The following is a 16,799-nucleotide window of genomic DNA, read 5'->3' on the forward strand; positions in this document are numbered from 1 at the left end:
ATCACGAGGGGGAGTTGCGCGCCGTGAGTCGGGCCATCCGGCTGGTCAGCGTCACGCCGGTCGCGACGGTGGCCGTCGCCACGAGCCCGGCGACCAGCACGGCCCAGCTTCCGGCGAACGTACTCGCGAGGGTCGCCAGCGCGCCGACCGGCAGCACGAGTTGCTGGGCGAGCCCCACCTTGTAGTAGCGGGAGTGCAGCAGCCAGACGGTGAGGAGATACAGCGCCATCGGTACGGTCACCGCCGCGGACGCGGCGAACGTCGAGATGTGCGCCTTGCCGACCGCCTCCTCGACCGCGACCTCCAGGCCGGCGCCGATCGCGGCGGCCGCTCCCAGGATGAAATAGTGCCCGTACCCCCACAGGAAGGCCTGTCGGTTGCTGCTCAGGCGGCCGTGGATGGGGACGACGAAGTAGACCCACCACGCGGCGAAGACCATCAGGAGACCGCCCGCCGCGATGGGCAGGAGCTCGTCGAGCGCGTCGTTCTCCTCGATGCCGGACTTCACGGCGACGGTCGCCGCCGCGATCGTCTCGCCGAGCACGATGATCGTGAACAGGCCGTACCGCTCGGAGATGTGGTGCGGGTGCCAGGCCGTGGTGTAGCCGCGCTCGGCGATCACCGGCACGCACATCTCCGCCACCGCCATCACGAGGAACAGCCAGGGGCGCGCGTCCTCGGGCAGGAACAACAGTCCCGACCAGCCGATCTGGCAGACCAGCACCCCGCTCGCGTACCGCAGCGCGGTGGTGCGCTCGGCGCCCGTGGCCGACTTGGCGACACGCAGCCACTGAGTGGTGAGGGCGACCCGCATGATCAGGTAGCCGAGCCAGATGAGGAGGAAGTCGTGCTCCTCGAACCCCTGGGAGACCCCCGCGGCGAACACCAGCACTCCGGCGATCTGTACGAGCGTGACGACCCGGTAGAGCACGTCGTCGTTGTCGTACGCCGACGAGAACCACGAGAAGTTGACCCACGCCCAGAACAGCGCGAAGAACACCATCGCGTAGTTGAGCACGCCCTCGCCCGCGTGCCCCTCGGCCACGGAGTGCACGAGCTCGACCCCGGCCTGCGCGACCGCCACGACGAAGCAGAGGTCGAAGAAGAGTTCCAGTGGAGTCGCGGCCCGATGCGTCTCCCCGCGCCCGCGTGCGCGAAGTGGCCGCAGGATGGGGGGCGGGGAAGACGGGGAGCTTGTGGCAGGTGGGGTCGGTGTCGCCCCGGAGGCCGGTGTGGACGTCATGCGGCCCAGCACAGCAGAAGGCACCCGCCGAGTCGGGCTGCGGCGCCCAGCGGGGTCGGCAGTGACACCCGGCCGCCGTACGGCACGCCGCATCCCCTCGCCGCCCTCCGGGCAGATGGCCGCCGCCGGGGGGATCTTCGCCGCTCAGGGGTTCACGGCCGTCTGACGCTCGCCGCGGCCCCCCACGGACGTACCCTGGAAACATGAGCACCGCCCCCGCCCCCGAACCGCGCGATCCGAAGGAATCGGAGACCCCGAAGCACTCCGAGGCGCCGAAGAAGCCGAAGAGTGCCCTGATCTTCGACGACCCCCTGTCGCAGCAGTCTTCGGACGACACGGATCGCGGGTGGGGCGAGCGGCCTCCGGCCGGCGACAGCGCCGGCGACCTGGCGCGCTTCCTCGACGAGAAGCCGCCGCACCACCTCTGAGCGCGGGCTACCGCTCGTCGCGCCCGCGCTCGTCGTGCCCCGAGCCGCGCTGGGCCACCAGGGCGTCGCGGATCTCCTTCAGGACCTCCAGCTCCGAGACCTCGATGACCTCCTGCGCGCCCTCCTTCGCGGCCTTCCGCGCGGCCTGCCTCGCCAGATACTTGGCCATGGGCAGCACCATCAAGAAGTAGACGACGGCCGCCGTGATCACAAAGCTGAGGGTCGCGCTGAGAACCGTGCCCCACATGATCGGGATGCCGTCGACGACCTCTCCCGACTTGTCCACCTTGCACGGGGACTTCAGACAGGAGCTGTAGTGGTCGAGATCCTTCGTCCCGAAGGCGCCGACCAGCGGGTTGATGACACCCTTCACCACGGAGTTCACGATGTTCGTGAACGCGGCTCCGATGACCACCGCGACCGCCAGGTCGACGACATTGCCGCGCATCAGGAAGGCCTTGAAGCCCTCCCAGAGACTCGGCTCGTTCTTCTCGCTCACCACGAGGCCTTTCGTTGCACATGCAGTTTGTGAAACAGACGGCTTCGCAAACTACGTCAGGGCCTGGTAGGACTGTCCAATTGGATGCCTCGAACGAGCGACTTGACCGCAAGTAAGTGCAGTCGCACACGTCGTGAGTCAGCACAGCGTCACCGCCAGCCGCATACCCGCACCGGCTCCGGCGAGCCGCGCCGCCGTCGCCCGCGGCACGGAGAATACGACCAACGCCCCCGCCTCCGCGACGCTTTCACCGGCGTCCGACCGAGGGACGGGTACCTCGGTCACCCTGGCCCCGGCCGCGACCACCCGCGACTTCGATCCGTCCGAGGCCACCACGTCGACCCGGTCGCCCCGGTGCAGCAGACGCACTGTCTCCGCGTCCGCGATCCGTACCGGCGCCGCCACCAGCGCGGCGGCCCGATGCCCCCGCTCCGACTCCCGCGAGGGCGCGGCGGCGGCCGCCGGATGTCCCTGCGGCCGCACCGGCTCGGCATCCCGCGGCCCGGCGGCCACGAGCGCCGCCGCGGTCACCGCGAGCCCAGCGGCCACGGCCCGCCGCCTGTGCCGCAGCAGCCTTCGCAGGCGCCGGCGCCCGCCCCGCACCCGCACGGGCGAGAAGTGCGGCACGGGGCACGGCGGGGGAGGGGCGGAGGAGGAGATTTCTGAGATGTCTGAGGGAGCATGCGCCACGACGGCCACCACCTGCGGAGAGTGCGGGAGAGCTGCGGAGAGTTCGGTAGAGCTGCAGAGAGTTCGGGAGGGCTGAGGATCTTGCCTTGCGCTCTCACGATGCAGGCCCGCGCCGAATCCCGCTGAGACCCGTGCACTACTCGCCGGTTGTGGACAACTCCCTCACCCGAAGGGAAAGTTCCGCCCTCAGACGCGGTGAGGGCCTCTCACGGCAGCTGAATCCCCGTCTCCATCCCGCCCAGCGCCCGCGCACACGAACACTCCCGCTCGCCCTGCGCGGGCAGCCCGGCCACCGCGTCGAACAGCACCGCCCGCAGCCGGTCCACATTGGCCGCGAACACCTGGAGCACCTCTTCGTGCGAGACGCCCTCACCGCTCTCCGCACCCGCGTCCAGGTCCGTCACCAGGGTCAACGACGTGTAGCAGAGCTCAAGTTCGCGGGCGAGCGCGGCCTCCGGATGCCCGGTCATGCCCACCACCGACCAGCCCTGCGCCGCATGCCACAGCGATTCGGCCCGAGTCGAGAACCGCGGCCCCTCGATCACCACGAGCGTCCCGCCGTCCACCGGCTCCCACTTCCGCCCGCGGGCCGCCTGCAGCGCGGCGCCGCGCCCGACGGGGCAGTACGGGTCGGCAAGCGACACGTGCACGACGTTCGGAATGCTCCCGTCCGGCAGGGGCACCCCGTCGAAATACGTCTGCGTACGTGACTTCGTGCGGTCCACGAGCTGATCGGGCACCAGCAGCGTCCCGGGACCGAACTCGGGCCGCAGGCCGCCCACCGCACACGGGCCGAGCACCTGACGTACGCCCACGGAGCGCAGCGCCCACAGGTTGGCGCGGTAATTGATCCGATGCGGCGGCAGATGGTGTCCGCGGCCGTGCCGGGGCAGGAACGCGACCCGCCGCCCGGCGATGTCTCCGATGAAGAGGGAGTCGCTGGGCGCCCCGTAGGGCGTGTCGACCTCGAGCTCGGTCACGTCGTCGAGGAAGGAGTAGAAGCCCGAGCCGCCGATGACACCGATCCCGGCCCGCGTCGCGTTCGGCGTGTTCACCATGCCGAGCACAGTAACCGGGCCCGGGAACGCCGAGGTCCCCGCTGTCGGAGGACAGCGGGGACCTGGGAGAAAAGCGTGCGCGTGGGGTCTTTAAAGGCGTGCGCGGACGGTCTGCCCGAGGACTAGGCGGCCGACGAGCTCGACGAGCCGGCCGAGGACCCCGATGAGGAGCTGGACGACTTCGAGTCCGAGGAGGACGACGAAGCGCCCGCGGAGGACTTGGAGTCCGACGGCTTGGAGTCCGAGGACTTCGACGCGGTCGCCGTCGACGGCGTGCTGCTCGACGACGAGCCGCGGCTGTCGTTGCGGTAGAAGCCAGAGCCCTTGAAGACGATGCCGACGGCGGAGAACACCTTCTTGAGGCGTCCGTCGCAGCTGGGGCACGTGGTCAAAGCGTCATCGGTGAACTTCTGCACCGCCTCGAGGCCCTCGCCGCATTCGGTGCACTGGTACTGGTACGTCGGCACTTGCTTCCTCCTGGCACTCTCACTCGATGAGTGCTAACGACGATCCATAGTGACGTATTCCGCGAGATCAGTCCACCGCGACCGGCTCGCGGTGACCGACGCCACGTGCCACGGTGCGTCCGACCGACCGCGGCACGAGCCGCGAGCGCAGCGTCACGAGCACCGCGAGGGCCAGCGCCGTGCCGCCCAGCGGCACCAGGAATCCGGCGCCGTCCCAGAAGCGGTCCTCCAGCTGTCCCGCGACCGTGACGGCCGCGGCCTGACCGAGCGCGACGGCACCGGTGAGCCAGGTGAACGCCTCGGTGCGGCCGGAGGGGTCCACGAGACGGTCGACCAGTGTGTAGCCGGTGATGAGCGCGGGCGCGATGCAGACGCCGACCAGGAGTCCGAGTCCGGCGAGCAGCACCACGGAGTGCGCGGCCCACAGTCCGGAGGCCATCAGGGTCAGCGCCGCGTACCCGACGAGAAGGCGCCGCTGCGGGGCGATCTTCCAGGCGATGGCACCGCAGACGAGCCCGGAGAGCATGTTGCCCGCCGCGAACGTGCCGTACAGGACGCCGTTCAGGCCGGGCTCGCCGATGGACTCGGTGAAGGCGGCCAGGGACACCTGCATACCGCCGAAGACGGCGCCGATGCCCAGGAAGGTCACGATCAGCACCCGCACACCGGGGATGCGCAGGGCCGAGACGTGCTCCACGCGCGCGTGCTCCTCGCGGGAGGCGGGCCTGGGCTGGGTGCTCTTCTGCGCGGCGAACAGCAGGCCGCCCACCAGAGTGAGTCCGGCCTCCGTGAAGAGTCCGGCCGCCGGGTCGATGGTCGTGCACAGCGCGGTCGCGAAGAGCGGGCCGAGGACGAACGTCAGCTCGTCCGTGACCGACTCGAAGGCGGCCGCCGTGCCCGCCAGCGGGGAGTCCTGGAGCTTGACGCCCCAGCGGGCCCGCACCATGGGGCTGATCTGCGGCTGCGAGGCGCCGGTGGGCACCGCCGCGACGAAGAGGGCCCACAAGGGGGCGTCCGAGAGCGCGAGCACCGTCAGGGAGAGCACCGAGACGGTGTGGATGAGCACGCCCGGCACCAGTACGGCCCGCTGGCCGAACCGGTCGGCGAGCTTGCCGCCGAAGGGGGCGAACACCGCCATGGAGACACCGGTGACGGCCGAGACGGCGCCGGCGACGCCGTACGAGCCGGTGGTGTGCTGCACAAGGAGCACGATGGAGATGGTCAGCATCGCGAAGGGCTGTCGTGCCGCGAAGCCGGGCAGGAGAAACGTCCAGGCGCCGCGGGTGCGCAGCAGCTGTCCGTATCCCGGGCGGGAGGTGACCGTGGATGCCACGGCCCGTGCCTTTCTGCCGCCTGGTAGCGCGGCCCCCTTTTTCAGGGCGACGCCGAGAGCTGTCCTCTTGCGCGGAACTGCGGTAGATGCCGGTTGCCCACTGCAGTTGCCCACTGCGAGGACATGCGGCCGCCATACGGTCGGCGCCAGCTCTGCTTCAGACAGAGTTGGTTCGATCAGTTGGTACAGAAGAAGTGTGCCTTCATCGTACAGGGAATGTGCCCCATCAGGCCTGTGAATACGGAGATTGAGGCGCCCGTCACCTGTGATTGCCCCGCCTTTTGGCCTCATGACCAGCAGTTCCCAGCCATCCAGCCAGTTTTCCGCCCTGTCCGACGGCCCGCAGCCGCCGCTCCGCCGCGTCGCGCACCGGGTCGGTCGCGACCACGAGAAGTTCGTCCCCGCGCTGCAGCACGGTCATGGGCTGCGGTACGAATGATTCGCCGTTGCGAACGACGAGCGTGACCGCCGCCCCTGCGGGCATCCGCAGCTCCCCCACCTCGACGCCGTGCATCCGCGATCCCTTCGGGATCGCCACCGAGAGCAGGTGCCCGCGCAGACGCTCCAGAGGTGCCGATTCGATGCCCAGGTCGGCGGCGCCCGAAGAGTCGCCCAGGTGCAGTGTCCTGGCCAGCCACGGCAGCGTAGGACCTTGGATCAGGGTGTAGACGACGACCAGGACGAAGACGATGTTGAAGATCCGCTCGCTGTCGTCGACGCCGTTCACCATCGGGATCGTGGCCAGAATAATGGGCACGGCTCCACGCAGTCCGGCCCAGGACATCAGGGCCTTCTCCTGCCAGGGCAGGCGGAACGGCACGAGGCTGATGACCACTCCGAGGGGTCTGGCCACCACGGTCAGGATCAGGCCGATGATGATCGCGGGCCACATGTCGTCGAGCAGGTCGTGCGGGGTGACCAGGAGGCCGAGCAGGACGAACATGCCGATCTGCGCGATCCAGCCGAGCCCTTCGGCGAAGCCCCGGGTGGCGGGCCAGTGCGGCAGCTTGGCGTTGCCGAGGGCCATCGCGGCGAGGTAGACGGCGAGGAATCCACTGCCGTGCGCCATGGCTCCGGCCGCGTAGGCGGCGACGGCGATGGCCATCACGGCGATGGGGTAGAGGCCGGACGCGGGCAGCGCCACGTGCCGCAGGCCGAAGGCGCCGAGCCAGCCCACCGCGATGCCGATCACGGCACCGATCGCCAGCTCCAGGGCGATCTCGCCGAGGAGGACGTACCAGTGCTCCACGGGGCCCGCGGTGGAGAAGGCCACGACCAGGATCAGCACGGGGGCGTCGTTGAACCCCGACTCCGCTTCCAGGATCCCCGTCACGCGCGCGGGCAGCGGCACCTTGCGCAGCACGGAGAAGACCGCCGCCGCGTCCGTCGACGAGACCACCGCGCCGATGATCAGCGCTTGCCGCCACTCGAGGCCGACCAGGTAGTGGGCTCCGGCGGCCGTCACGCCGACGCTCACCGCGATGCCGACGAGCGACAGGACGGCGGCCGCGGGCAACGCGGGTTTGATCTCTTTCCACTTCGTGCCGAGGCCGCCCTCGGCCAGGATCACGACGAGCGCCGCATAGCCGATGACCTGCGTCAACTCGGCATTGTTGAAGGTGACGTTGCCGATACCGTCCTGACCGATGGCGATGCCGATGCCGAGGTAGAGAAGCAGGCTGGGGAGCCCACTGCGCGACGAGATGCGGACCGCCGCGACCGCGACGAGCAGGACGAGCGAGCAGATGAGCAGAAGCTGGTTGAGGTCGTGGACAGTCAGGGGCCGTTCCTTCCTTCGCGCAAGCCAAGTACTTCGTTACCTTACCTAATTGTTAACGCTTCCTTGATGCCACCGAACACGCGTCCGACGTGTCGCCATGTAGGTTCCTGACTCCGCGTCCGAGGCCGTAGTGCCCTGCGCCTACAGTTGCTCCAGCGCTCCCACCACCGCCCAGCCAGCCCTGCCGCTCGCGTAAGGACAGCAAGGACAGCGATGCCCTCGAATACCACCGCCTCTTCCGGTCATAAGTCCGGCAAGAAGAAGGGGCGCCGAGCCCGCCTCCTCGTAATCGTCCTGGTCCTGGCCATCGTGGCGGGCATCGGCTACGGGGCGTACTGGAGCGTCAGTACGGTGCGTGCCTCCTTCCCGCAGACCAAGGGGACGATCAAACTCGACGGCCTCGCCGGTCCCGTCGACGTGAAGCGCGACGGCAACGGCATCCCGCAGATCTACGCCGAGTCCGACGCCGACCTGTTCATGGCCCAGGGCTTCGTCCAGGCGCAGGACCGGTTCTGGGAGATGGACGTCCGCCGCCATATGACCTCCGGTCGCCTCTCCGAGATGTTCGGCAAGGGCCAAGTGAAGACCGATGAGTTCCTGCGGACGCTCGGTTGGCACCGCGTGGCGCAGAAGGAGTACGACACCAAGCTCTCGCCCGCGACGAAGAAGTACCTCCAGGCGTACTCCAAGGGAGTCAACGCCTACCTGAAGGACAAGAGCGGCAAGGACATCTCCCTGGAGTACGCCGCCCTTGGCTTCACCAACGACTACGAGCCCCAGGAGTGGACCCCCGTCGACTCCGTGGCGTGGCTCAAGGCCATGGCCTGGGACCTGCGCGGCAACATGCAGGACGAGATCGACCGCTCTTTGATGACCAGCCGTCTCGGCCCGTCCCAGATCAAGGACCTGTACCCGGAGTACCCGTACGACCGGAACAAGCCCATCGTCCAGGAGGGCGCCTACAACAGCCTCACCAAGGAGTACGAGGGCAAGGGCAGCGGCACGGGCAGCCAGTCGCAGACCGGCGGCGCGGCGGGCACGGGCCTCGCGGGCAACACCCAGGCCCCCGACGGGCTCCAGTCCCAGCTGTCGGGCCTCTCCGACATCCTGGACAGCGTCCCGGACGCGGGCCTCGGCCCGAACGGCAACGGCATCGGCTCCAACTCCTGGGTGGTCTCCGGCGACCACACGATCACCGGGAAGCCACTGCTCGCCAACGACCCGCACCTGTCACCGCAGCTGCCGTCCGTCTGGTACCAGATGGGGCTGCACTGCCGGACGGTCTCCAAGGACTGCCAGTACGACGTCTCCGGCTACACCTTCGCCGGCATGCCCGGCGTGGTGATCGGCCACAACCAGGAGATCGCCTGGGGCATGACGAATCTCGGCGCCGACGTCACCGACCTCTACCTCGAGAAGTTCGAGGGCGACGGCTACGAGTACGACGACAAGGTGCTGCCCTTCAAGTCCCGCGTGGAGACCATCAAGGTCGCGGGCGGCAAGTCCAAGAAGATCACCGTCCGGGAGACCGGCAACGGGCCCCTATTGTCCGACCGCGACGACGAGCTGGTGAAGGTCGGCAAGAAGGCCACCGTCGACAGCGCGGCCCCCGACCGGGGTGATGGCTACGGAGTCTCGCTGCGCTGGACCGCGCTGCGGCCGGGCAAGTCGATGGACGCCGTCTTCGAGCTCAACAAGGCGAAGGACTTCTCGGAGTTCCGCAAGGCGGCCTCTTCTTTTGAAGTGCCCTCGCAGAACCTGATCTACGCGGACCGCGACGGCCACATCGGCTACCAGGCGCCCGGCAAGATCCCGGTCCGCGGCAAGGGCGACGGCGCACTGCCCGCGCCCGGCTGGGACTCCGACTACCGCTGGACCGGCTACATCCCGCAGTCCGCGCTGCCCTACGAGTACGACCCGAAGCGCGGCTACATCGTGACCGCCAACCAGGCCGTCATCGACGACGACAAGTCCTCGTACCCGTACAAGCTCACGTCGGACTGGGGCTACGGGGCGCGCAGCCAGCGCATCACCGACCTGATCCAGTCGAAGATCAAGAACGGTGGGAAGGTCTCCACCGAGGACATGCGCACGATGCAGATGGACAACAGCAGCGAGATCGCCAAGCTGCTCGTGCCCAAGCTGCTCAAGATCGACGTCAAGGACGGCTACGTCCGTGAGGCGCAGAAGCTGCTCGAGGGCTGGGACTACACCCAGGAACCCGACTCGGCGGCGGCCGCGTACTTCAACTCGGTCTGGCGCAACATCCTCAAGCTCTCCATCGGCAACAAGCTGCCCAAGGAGCTGCGGGTCAAGGGCCAGTGCCTGAACGTCGAACCGGCCGGGAACACCGGTCCCGCCGACGAGGCCGAGCGGGTGCGCGAGTGCGGTCAGCGGGACGCGGAATCCGCGCAGCCCGACGGCGGCGACCGCTACTACGAAGTGATCCGGTCGATCCTCGACGACGAGGACAACGACTGGTGGAAGTCGCCCAGGACCCGCACGGACGCCGCGACCAAGACCCGCGACCAGCTGTTCGGCCGGGCCATGGAGGACGCGCGCTGGGACCTGACGGCCAAGCTCGGCAAGGACGTCGACACCTGGAGCTGGGGCCGCCTGCACCGGCTGACCCTGAAGAACCAGACCCTGGGCGTGGAAGGCCCCGGCTGGCTCCAGTTCATGCTCAACCGCGGCCCGTTCAAGCTGGGCGGCGGCGAGGCGGCGGTCAACGCGACCGGCTGGAACGCGGCGGGCGGCTACGGAGTGCAGTGGGTGCCTTCGATGCGCATGGTGGTGAACCTCGACAACCTCGACAAGTCGAAGTGGATCAACCTCACCGGAGCTTCGGGACACGCCTACAGCGCGCACTACACCGACCAGACCAGCAAGTGGGTCAAGGGCGAGCTGCTGCCGTGGTCCTTCTCGGACGAGGCCGTCAAGAAGAGCACGAACGACACCCTGGTGCTGCGGCCCTGAGCCGCGTCCGACCAGTACGGCAACAGTGAAAGGGCCCTCCACGCGCGCGTGGAGGGCCATTCTCGTCTTCACAGACCTCTCAGCGGAAGCGGCGCACTCCCGACGGGGTGACGACGGCGTGCACCGGCTTGTCGTGCGGCTCCTGGGGCACGTGCGCGACGACTTCGGTGTCGTACAGGAGCACCACCAGGGCCGGGTCGGCCCCGGCCCGCCCGAGCCGGGCGAGCACCCTGTCGTACGACCCGCCACCGCGCCCCAGCCGCATTCCGCGCGCGTCCACGGCAAGGCCCGGCAGCAGCACGACGTCCGCCGACACGACCGCGTCGGGCCCGAGGCGCGGCCCCGAGGGTTCCAAGAGCTGGATCTTTCCAGGGTGTTGCACGCGGGCGAGCGAGCCCTCGCCCGCGTAGGCCGCCCAGTCCAGGTCGTTGTCCGGGAGGAGCACCGGCAGCAGGACCCGCGTCCCGCGCGCGTGCAGGGCGTCGAGGAGAGCGCGCGTCCCCGGTTCGCTCCCCACGGAGACGTACGCGGCGACCGTGCGCGCCCCGAGGAGCTCCGGCAGCTTCAATGCGCGCTCGGCGAGAACCGCGGCGGTCTTCTGAGCGTCATCCCTAGTCAACCGGCTTCTCACCGCGAGGAATTCCGCGCGCAAGGTGCGCTTGGTTGGCTGATCGGACGGCTGGTCCGAGCCGGTTTCTTGCATGGCGCGTTCACAAACCTTTCCAAGTGCGCTCATATGAGAACAAAATGTCCGGAGACACAGATTCCGCACATACTCACCGGTTATGGTTACGGACATGACTGAGTCTCACCCCCCGCGGATCAGCAAGGCTGTCATTCCCGCAGCAGGCCTTGGCACCCGGTTCCTGCCGGCCACCAAGGCCACCCCCAAGGAGATGCTGCCCGTCGTCGACAAGCCGGCGATCCAGTACGTGGTCGAGGAGGCCGCCTCCGCCGGCCTCGACGACGTCCTCATGATCACGGGCCGCAACAAGCGCCCCCTCGAGGACCACTTCGACCGCAACTACGAGCTGGAGTCGGCCCTTCTGGCCAAGGGCGACGAGGCGAGGCTGGCGAAGGTCCAGGAGTCCAGTGACCTCGCCACCATGCACTACGTGCGCCAGGGCGACCCCAAGGGGCTCGGTCACGCCGTCCTGTGCGCCGCCCCGCACGTCGGCGACGAACCGTTCGCCGTCCTCCTCGGCGACGACCTGATCGACCCGCGCGACCCCCTCCTCGCCCGCATGGTCGAGGTCCAGGAGCGGCACGGCGGCAGTGTCATCGCCCTCATGGAGGTGGCCCCGGAGCAGATCCACCTCTACGGCTGCGCGGCCGTGGACGCCACGGACGAGGGCGACGTCGTCAAGGTGACCGGTCTGGTCGAGAAGCCCGACGCGGCGGACGCCCCCAGCAACTACGCCATCATCGGCCGCTATGTCCTCGACCCTCACGTCTTCGACATACTGCGCACGACCGAGCCGGGCCGCGGCGGTGAGATCCAGCTCACCGACGCCCTCCAGCAGCTCGCGGCCGACGAGAAGGTGGGCGGCCCCGTGCACGGCGTCGTCTTCAAGGGCCGCCGCTATGACACCGGCGACCGGGGCGACTATCTGCGTGCCATTGTCAGACTCGCGTGCGAACGTGAAGACCTGGGCCCGGACTTCCAGGCCTGGCTTCGCAGTTACGTGTCCGAGGAGATGTAGCACTTTGAGCAGCAGCGCGACGACTGAAGTCACCGGCCAGGAACACGTCTGGTCGGTGAGCGAGCACCTGGACGACATCCTCGGATCCGTCCGCCCCTTGGAGCCCATCGAGCTCCAACTCCTCGACGCCCAGGGCTGCGTCCTCGTCGAGGACGTCACGGTGCCCGTCTCGCTGCCGCCCTTCGACAACAGCTCCATGGACGGTTACGCGGTCCGGGTCGCCGACGTCGCGGGCGCGAGCGAGGAGTTCCCCGCCGTCCTGACGGTCATCGGTGACGTGGCCGCCGGCCAGGGCGAGCAGCCAGAAGTCGGCGCCGGACAGGCCGCCCGCATCATGACCGGCGCCCCGCTGCCGCCCGGTGCCGAGGCCGTCGTCCCCGTGGAGTGGACCGACGGAGGCCTCGGCGAAGGCCCCGTCTCCGGGATGCGCGCGCACAGCGGCGCCCCCGAAGGAGCATCCGGCGAGGTCCGCGTCCACCGCCCCGCCGAGGCACGCGCGCACGTGCGGGCGCGTGGCAGCGACGTCCGGGCCGGTGACCGCGCGCTGTCCGCCGGCACGGTCCTCGGCGCCCCGCAGATCGCCCTGCTCGCCGCGATCGGCCGCGGCACGGTCACGGTGCGCCCACGCCCCCGTGTGGTCGTCATGTCCACCGGCAGCGAACTGATCCAGCCCGGCGAGGAGCTGGCCAAGGGGCAGATCTACGACTCCAACAGCTTCGCCCTGACCGCCGCGGCCAGGGACGCCGGAGCGATCGCCTACCGCGTGGGCGCGGTCGCCGACGACGCCGACACACTGCGCTCCACCATCGAGGACCAGCTGATCCGCGCCGACCTCGTCGTCACCACGGGCGGCGTCAGCGTCGGTGCGTACGACGTCGTGAAGGAAGCCCTCTCATCCGTGGGATCCGCCGAGGACGGGGGTGAGGACGGCAGCGGCATCGAGTTCCGCAAGCTCGCCATGCAACCGGGCAAGCCGCAGGGCTTCGGCTCCATCGGCCCCGACCACACCCCGCTGCTCGCGCTCCCGGGCAACCCGGTGTCGTCGTACGTCTCCTTCGAGATCTTCGTGCGTCCCGCGGTGCGCGCCCTGATGGGCCTCCCGGACGTCCACCGGCCCACGGCGCGCGCGGAGCTCACCGCCGACAAGGCGCTGACCTCACCCGCGGGCAAGCGGCAGTTCCTGCGCGGGCAGTACGACGCCGAGGCGGGCGGCGTGCGGCCCGTGGGCGGCGCGGGCTCCCACCTCGTCGCGGCCCTCGCGCACGCGAACGCGCTGATCGTCGTCCCGGAGGACACCACGTCGGTCGAGCCGGGTACGGACGTCGAAGTGGTCCTGCTCGGCTGAAAGGCGCGTCCGCGCGGTACGGTGTCGCGCACATAAGCCCCCTCGCGCCGCACCGCCGGAGGGCCCGGACCGGGAGCGCCACAGCACATGAGTACCGAGCAGCGACTGACGCACATCGACGAAGCGGGCGCCGCCCGCATGGTCGACGTATCCGCGAAGGACGTGACGGCGCGCACCGCCCGCGCCAGTGGCCGCGTCCTGGTCTCGCCCCGCGTGATCGAGCTGCTGCGCGGGGAAGGCGTGCCGAAGGGCGACGCCCTGGCCACCGCGCGGATCGCGGGCATCATGGGTGCCAAGCGCACGCCCGACCTGATCCCGCTCTGCCACCCGCTGGCCGTCTCCGGGGTGAAACTGGACCTGTCCGTGGCGGACGACGCCGTCGAGATCCTCGCCACGGTGAAGACGACGGACCGTACGGGCGTGGAGATGGAGGCGCTCACCGCGGTGAGCGTCGCCGCCCTCACGGTGATCGACATGGTCAAGGCCGTCGACAAGGGCGCGGTCATCACGGACGTCCGCGTCGAGGAGAAGACCGGCGGCAAGTCCGGGGACTGGAGCCGCGAAGGAGCCGGCGCATGACCGCGTACCGCGCACTCGTCGTCACGGCCTCCAACCGCGCGGCCGCCGGGGTCTACGCCGACCGGGGCGGGCCGATCATCGCCGAGGCGCTGTCCGCGCTCGGCTTCGAGGTCGAAGGCCCCCAGGTCGTCCCGGACGGCGACCCCGTCGAGCAGGCCCTGCGCGCCGGAGCCGAAGCCGGGTTCGACGTGATCCTCACCACCGGCGGCACCGGCATCTCGCCCACCGACCGCACCCCCGAGGCGACCCGCGCCGTCATCGACCACGAGGTGCCGGGCATCCCGGAGGCGATCCGCGCCTACGGCAGGGCGAAGATCCCCACGGCCGTGCTCTCCCGCGGCCTGGCCGGGGTCGCGGGGCGCACCCTCATCGTGAACCTGCCCGGCTCCACCGGCGGCGTGCGGGACGGCATCGCCGTCCTGGAGCCCTTGCTCACGCACGCCGTAGAGCAACTCCGGGGCGGCGACCATCCCAGACCCTCCCCCAGTGCCCCAAAGGCCTGGGAGGTACCCCCGGGCGGTGCGAGCTGAACAGCCCTTCCTGGCCCGTCGAGCTGACGGACGGCGATGTCGCCCTCCGTCCGATAAAGATGCGCGACCAGCGGCCCTGGCGTGAGGTCAACCGGCGCAACAGGGACTGGCTGCGCCCCTGGGAGGCGACCATCCCGCCACCCACGCCGAGCGGCCCGGTGGTGCACCGCCCGACGTACCGTCAGATGGTCCGGCATCTGCGCGCCGAGGCGCACGCCGGGCGCATGCTGCCCTTCGTGATCGAGTACCAGGGGCGGCTCGTCGGGCAGTTGACGGTCGCCGGAATCACCTGGGGATCGATGTGCTCGGGCCATGTCGGCTACTGGGTCGACCAGTCGGTCGCGGGCCGCGGCGTGATGCCGACCGCCGTCGCTCTCGCGGTCGACCATTGCTTCCGATCGGTCGGGCTGCACCGTATCGAGGTCTGTATTCGCCCCGAGAACGGGCCGAGTCGCAGGGTCGTGGAGAAACTCGGATTCCGCGAGGAGGGCCTCCGTCCACGTTATCTCCACATCGACGGCGCCTGGCGTGACCACCTTGTCTTCGCGCTCACCGCGGAAGAGGTACCGGAAGGGTTGCTGCGGCGCTGGCACCAGGCACGCCCCCGGAACACCGCGTAAATAGAATAAGTGTTTGAAATTGATCGGTGATCGACCACCTGGGTCCGACTTGGTCCCTCCGAGGCATTAATTTCACGGTCCCGGTGTCCTGTTGATCGCATCAGTCACAAAAAAAGTTCGAGATATCAGCCAGATCGTGCGACACACCGGCGCAATTGGCAGATGGCCTCAAGCAAACCCCTCTACCGTGTGAGGCGTGAGCAGCAGCGGCCTCATCTACGCAGTCATCGTCGGGGCCTGGGCCGCCTACTTGGTGCCGATGTGGCTCCGTAGGCAGGACGAGCTCAATGAAGCCCGTCCGACGGAACGCTTCAGCACCGCCATCCGGCTCCTGTCCGGACGCGCGGGGATGGAGCGCCGGTACGCCAAGGACCTGCAAGCGCGCTCGCCTGAAGAGGAGGAGTCGCGCGACCCGGACAACGCCACCGGCTCGGTGGACGTCCGGGCCTTCGTCGCGCCCCCGCACCGACAGGGCGGCCAGGACGAGCGGCCCGAGCCGCAGGGCAAGGCGCCGGTCAAACCCCAGGCGCAGCAGCCCTCGCCGAGGTCACACACGCAGCAGCCGTCGGCACGGTCCCAGGCGCAGCCCGCGGCGAAGCCCCAGGCGAAGCCCTCCGTGAAGGCCCAGGTGAACCCCTCGGCCGCGGTTCCGGCACAGGCCCCGGCCCCGACCCCGGCCCCGTCCGGAGCCCGGCCCCAGCAGTCGGCCGCCCGGCGGGCCGCGTCGGCGGAAGCCGCCGCGCGCGCCCGGCGCACGAAGGTACTCGCGCGCCGACGGCGTACGACGGTGATGCTGTTCATCGCCTTCACCGCCGGCACGGTCGTCGCCGCCGTCGGAGGGCTCGCGTTCCTCTGGGCGCCCGCGGCGCCCGCCGCGCTCCTCAGCGCGTACATCGTGTATCTGCGGGGCCAGGAGCGGCGCCGCTTCACCTACACCATGGACCGGCGCAGGGCCGAGGTCGCCGCGCAGCGGCTGCGGGAGCGTCAGCCGCGCAGGCGTACGCCGGGCGGCGCGGACGCGGTCGTCGACGAAGCGGAGGAAGGACCGGGCCCCGGGACGGAGACCGGGCTCTCCGCACTCGCCGCCGACCGCCGCGCCCTGGTCGAGCAGACCGACCACGCGGAGTGGGTGGACCAGCAGCGTGAGCGCCAGCGCCGCCCCGGCCACGGCGACAGCTGGGACCCGGTGCCGGTGCCCCTGCCGACATACGTGACCGCGCCGGTCGCCCCGCGGGCCACCGGCGACGTCGACTTGGGCGCACCCGACGCCTGGAGCTCCGCGCGGTCGAGTTCCGTGGAGCCCACGGCCGACGAGGCGCGGGGCGAGGCGGACGCGAGCGGATACCCCGACTACGCCGAGGACGCGGAAGCCGCCGAGGGCGGCGAGGGCGCCGAGGGTATGGACGCGGGGGGTGGCCGCAGCGACGCACGGCGGGCCGCGTCCGCGCGCAGGGCCCGGGAACGCGGGCGCACGCCCCTCTTCGATCAGTACGACGACGGGGAGCGGCCGCGGGCCGCCAACGAGTGAGGCCTGACCAGCGAGGGACC

The 16,799-nt window shown here is 70.0% G+C and carries 16 protein-coding genes; 8 read left to right on the top strand and 8 right to left on the bottom strand.

The features are described 5' to 3' along the window. Nucleotide 1 precedes the first annotated feature (1 nt). Nucleotides 2-1,243: a low temperature requirement protein A gene (locus tag AB0I94_RS10930; protein ID WP_363309171.1), complete on the bottom strand. Its 1,242-nt coding sequence runs from the start codon at nt 1,241-1,243 to the stop codon at nt 2-4. A gap of 203 nt (nt 1,244-1,446) precedes the next feature. On the opposite strand from AB0I94_RS10930, the gene AB0I94_RS10935 reads away from it, so the two are divergent. After that, complete coding sequence (locus AB0I94_RS10935) at nt 1,447-1,671, top strand: hypothetical protein (RefSeq protein WP_363309172.1); 225 nt, start codon at nt 1,447-1,449, stop codon at nt 1,669-1,671. A 7-nt stretch (nt 1,672-1,678) separates the two neighbouring features. Here AB0I94_RS10935 and mscL read toward each other — a convergent pair whose 3' ends face one another. The 6 genes from mscL to AB0I94_RS10965 all read right to left on the bottom strand — a co-directional run bounded on the left by mscL (nt 1,679) and on the right by AB0I94_RS10965 (nt 7,498). Further along, complete coding sequence (gene mscL / locus AB0I94_RS10940; protein ID WP_363309173.1) at nt 1,679-2,170, bottom strand: large conductance mechanosensitive channel protein MscL; 492 nt, start codon at nt 2,168-2,170, stop codon at nt 1,679-1,681. A 138-nt stretch (nt 2,171-2,308) separates the two neighbouring features. Further along, nucleotides 2,309-2,839 (bottom strand): hypothetical protein, encoded by a 531-nt coding sequence (locus AB0I94_RS10945; RefSeq protein WP_363309321.1) that lies wholly within the window; start codon nt 2,837-2,839, stop codon nt 2,309-2,311. 227 nt (nt 2,840-3,066) lie between these two features. After that, nucleotides 3,067-3,918 carry an S-methyl-5'-thioadenosine phosphorylase gene (locus AB0I94_RS10950; RefSeq protein WP_363309174.1) on the bottom strand — a complete coding sequence of 284 codons (852 nt, stop codon included), beginning with the start codon at nt 3,916-3,918 and terminating at the stop codon, nt 3,067-3,069. A 122-nt stretch (nt 3,919-4,040) separates the two neighbouring features. Further along, nucleotides 4,041-4,385 carry an FmdB family zinc ribbon protein gene (locus AB0I94_RS10955; protein ID WP_363309175.1) on the bottom strand — a complete coding sequence of 115 codons (345 nt, stop codon included), beginning with the start codon at nt 4,383-4,385 and terminating at the stop codon, nt 4,041-4,043. A 67-nt stretch (nt 4,386-4,452) separates the two neighbouring features. After that, nucleotides 4,453-5,718: an MFS transporter gene (locus AB0I94_RS10960; RefSeq protein ID WP_363309176.1), complete on the bottom strand. Its 1,266-nt coding sequence runs from the start codon at nt 5,716-5,718 to the stop codon at nt 4,453-4,455. A gap of 259 nt (nt 5,719-5,977) precedes the next feature. Continuing rightward, nucleotides 5,978-7,498, bottom strand: coding sequence for a potassium/proton antiporter (locus AB0I94_RS10965; protein ID WP_363309322.1), 1,521 nt, complete (start codon nt 7,496-7,498; stop codon nt 5,978-5,980). 213 nt (nt 7,499-7,711) lie between these two features. Here AB0I94_RS10965 and AB0I94_RS10970 point away from each other — a divergent pair, with 213 nt between their 5' ends. Then, nucleotides 7,712-10,474: a penicillin acylase family protein gene (locus AB0I94_RS10970; RefSeq protein WP_363309177.1), complete on the top strand. Its 2,763-nt coding sequence runs from the start codon at nt 7,712-7,714 to the stop codon at nt 10,472-10,474. A gap of 79 nt (nt 10,475-10,553) precedes the next feature. On the opposite strand, the gene AB0I94_RS10975 is transcribed toward AB0I94_RS10970, so the two are convergent. Further along, nucleotides 10,554-11,177, bottom strand: a complete 624-nt coding sequence (locus AB0I94_RS10975; protein ID WP_363309323.1) for a 5-formyltetrahydrofolate cyclo-ligase — start codon at nt 11,175-11,177, stop codon at nt 10,554-10,556. 94 nt (nt 11,178-11,271) lie between these two features. Between AB0I94_RS10975 and galU the strand changes: the two genes are divergently transcribed. From galU to glpR, 6 genes are all read left to right on the top strand, one after another. Then, the gene (galU, locus tag AB0I94_RS10980) at nt 11,272-12,177 is read left to right on the top strand and encodes a UTP--glucose-1-phosphate uridylyltransferase GalU (RefSeq protein ID WP_363309178.1); all 906 of its coding nucleotides are present in this window, start codon (nt 11,272-11,274) and stop codon (nt 12,175-12,177) included. Between the two features lie 4 nt (nt 12,178-12,181). Next, the gene (gene glp, locus AB0I94_RS10985; RefSeq protein ID WP_363309179.1) at nt 12,182-13,522 is read left to right on the top strand and encodes a gephyrin-like molybdotransferase Glp; all 1,341 of its coding nucleotides are present in this window, start codon (nt 12,182-12,184) and stop codon (nt 13,520-13,522) included. An 87-nt stretch (nt 13,523-13,609) separates the two neighbouring features. After that, entirely contained in the window at nt 13,610-14,101 is a 492-nt protein-coding gene (gene moaC, locus AB0I94_RS10990; protein WP_363309180.1) for a cyclic pyranopterin monophosphate synthase MoaC, read from the top strand. Then, on the top strand, nt 14,098-14,631 hold the full coding sequence (locus AB0I94_RS10995) for a MogA/MoaB family molybdenum cofactor biosynthesis protein (protein WP_363309181.1): 534 nt from the start codon (nt 14,098-14,100) through the stop codon (nt 14,629-14,631). The genes moaC and AB0I94_RS10995 overlap by 4 nt, the downstream gene beginning before the upstream one ends. Next, nucleotides 14,628-15,251 (top strand): GNAT family protein, encoded by a 624-nt coding sequence (locus AB0I94_RS11000; RefSeq protein WP_363309324.1) that lies wholly within the window; start codon nt 14,628-14,630, stop codon nt 15,249-15,251. Before AB0I94_RS10995 ends, AB0I94_RS11000 begins: the two co-directional genes overlap by 4 nt. Before the next feature lie 196 nt (nt 15,252-15,447). Then, nucleotides 15,448-16,779, top strand: coding sequence for a gephyrin-like molybdotransferase receptor GlpR (glpR, locus tag AB0I94_RS11005; RefSeq protein ID WP_363309182.1), 1,332 nt, complete (start codon nt 15,448-15,450; stop codon nt 16,777-16,779). Nucleotides 16,780-16,799: the final 20 nt, after the last annotated feature.

This window comes from Streptomyces sp. NPDC050147, from assembly GCF_040660195.1.
In the GTDB taxonomy this organism is placed as follows: Bacteria; Actinomycetota; Actinomycetes; order Streptomycetales; family Streptomycetaceae; genus Streptomyces.